We start from the raw sequence: 1,533 nt of genomic DNA on the forward strand, positions 1-1,533 counted from the left end.
CCCTCGACGACCTCGGCCTGCCACCGGAGACCGTGGTCTCCCAGTACGACATGGACGACGTCACCGCCCGCCCGTACAAGGGCCGCGTCGCGATAGTCAACGGGATCCGAGCAACTGAGTCCCTGATCCGGCTCCGCGCGTCGATGAACAAGCTGAACGAGAACTACCTCAACGCTGGATCCAGCCGGAAAGTCACCCTCGCGAAGCCAATCTTCGACTGGGTCGAGAACGACGTGTTCCGGTACTTCTACGACCGGGGCATCCGGTACTGCCCGCTGTACGACCACCAGGTGCTCTCCGGGACCGAGCTGCGGGTGTCGACCCCGCTGCACGCCGAGACCTCGAAGCGGATCGGACGGCTGCGCACCTACGCACCGACGTTCTACGAGCAGGTCATGGAGCTGTTCCCCGAGATGCTCGTCCAGGAGCGCTACTACCGCGAACTCGACCGGGCCGCCATGACCGCGCAGTACGCCGGATCGATCGACGGCATCCGCGACTGGTGCACGGAGAACATCGAAGACCCGCCCCAGCTGCGCAAGGCGCTCAAGACGCTCGCCTCCATCACCGTCGCGCACAAACGCAACCCGCAGGCCTACCCGCTCGACTACCTCCTCACCCAGTTCATGACCGGCGCCTTCAAGCGCCGGATCCTGCCCATCTCGCGTGCTGACCAGGCCCGCAACGCACGAAAGGCCGCCAAGGCATGACGACCCTCACCCCCACCTCCGCAGGCGAAGACCCGCTGTCGCATATCCAGTGGGTGCCGGCCGACCAACTGGACTCGAACGTCTGGAACCCCAACCGTGTCCACAAACCCGAGCTGCGTCTCCTCGAGCGCTCCCTGCTGGCCACCGGCTGGATCCAGCCGCTGCTCGTCAACCCGGACGCCCTCATCATCGACGGCTTCCACCGGTGGCGACTCGCGCAGGACTCCAAGCAGGTCAAGGCCCGCTGGAAGGGCCGGGTGCCGGTCGCGGTGCTCGACGTCACCCGCCCCGAGGCGATGCTCCTGACCATCCGCATCAACCGCGCCAAGGGCACTCACGTCGCGATGGCTATGTCCGCGATCGTCCGCGAGCTCATCGAGGACCACGACTACGAGCCGGACCAGATCGCGAAGGAGATGGGCGGCACGCTCGACGAGGTCCACCTGCTCGCCCAGGACGGCGTATTCGCGGTCAAGGGCACCTCGAACTGGGCCTACTCGCCGGCCTGGTACCCAGCCGAGGACCGGAAGAAGGCTGCGGCCGAGTGAGGTTCGACGCCCCCGAGCACGTCGACGCCTGGCGCTCGACCGGCCGGTTCCCCGTGATCCACGACGCCATCGTCCGCCTGGTCCAGGAGGAGATCGACCCGCGCGCCGGGACGGTCCTCGACGTCGGCTCGTCGACGGGCCTCCTCACCCGCCGCCTCACCGACTCCGGCTACGTCGTCGCCGCGGCACAGGAGCCAGGCGCAGCCTTGGACGCCGGACGCCTCGCAGGCCTCTACGACGGCGTACCGGTGTTCGACCAGCGCATCACCCCAGCC

2 protein-coding genes and 1 pseudogene are annotated in these 1,533 nt (G+C 67.8%); all 3 read left to right on the top strand.

The window, feature by feature from the left end:
• A partial coding sequence (locus A3ES_RS0145535) for a phosphoadenosine phosphosulfate reductase domain-containing protein (RefSeq protein WP_020393482.1) occupies positions 1 to 710 on the top strand: 710 nt, incomplete at its 5' end.
• On the top strand, positions 707 to 1,258 hold the full coding sequence (locus A3ES_RS50820; RefSeq protein WP_020393483.1) for a ParB N-terminal domain-containing protein: 552 nt from the start codon (positions 707 to 709) through the stop codon (positions 1,256 to 1,258). The genes A3ES_RS0145535 and A3ES_RS50820, both read left to right, overlap by 4 nt.
• Positions 1,255 to 1,533: pseudogene (locus tag A3ES_RS0145545) on the top strand (hypothetical protein); the annotation flags it as partial. The gene A3ES_RS50820 and the pseudogene A3ES_RS0145545, both read left to right, overlap by 4 nt.

Source organism: Kribbella catacumbae DSM 19601 (genome assembly GCF_000372465.1).
In the GTDB taxonomy this organism is placed as follows: domain Bacteria; phylum Actinomycetota; class Actinomycetes; order Propionibacteriales; family Kribbellaceae; genus Kribbella; species Kribbella catacumbae.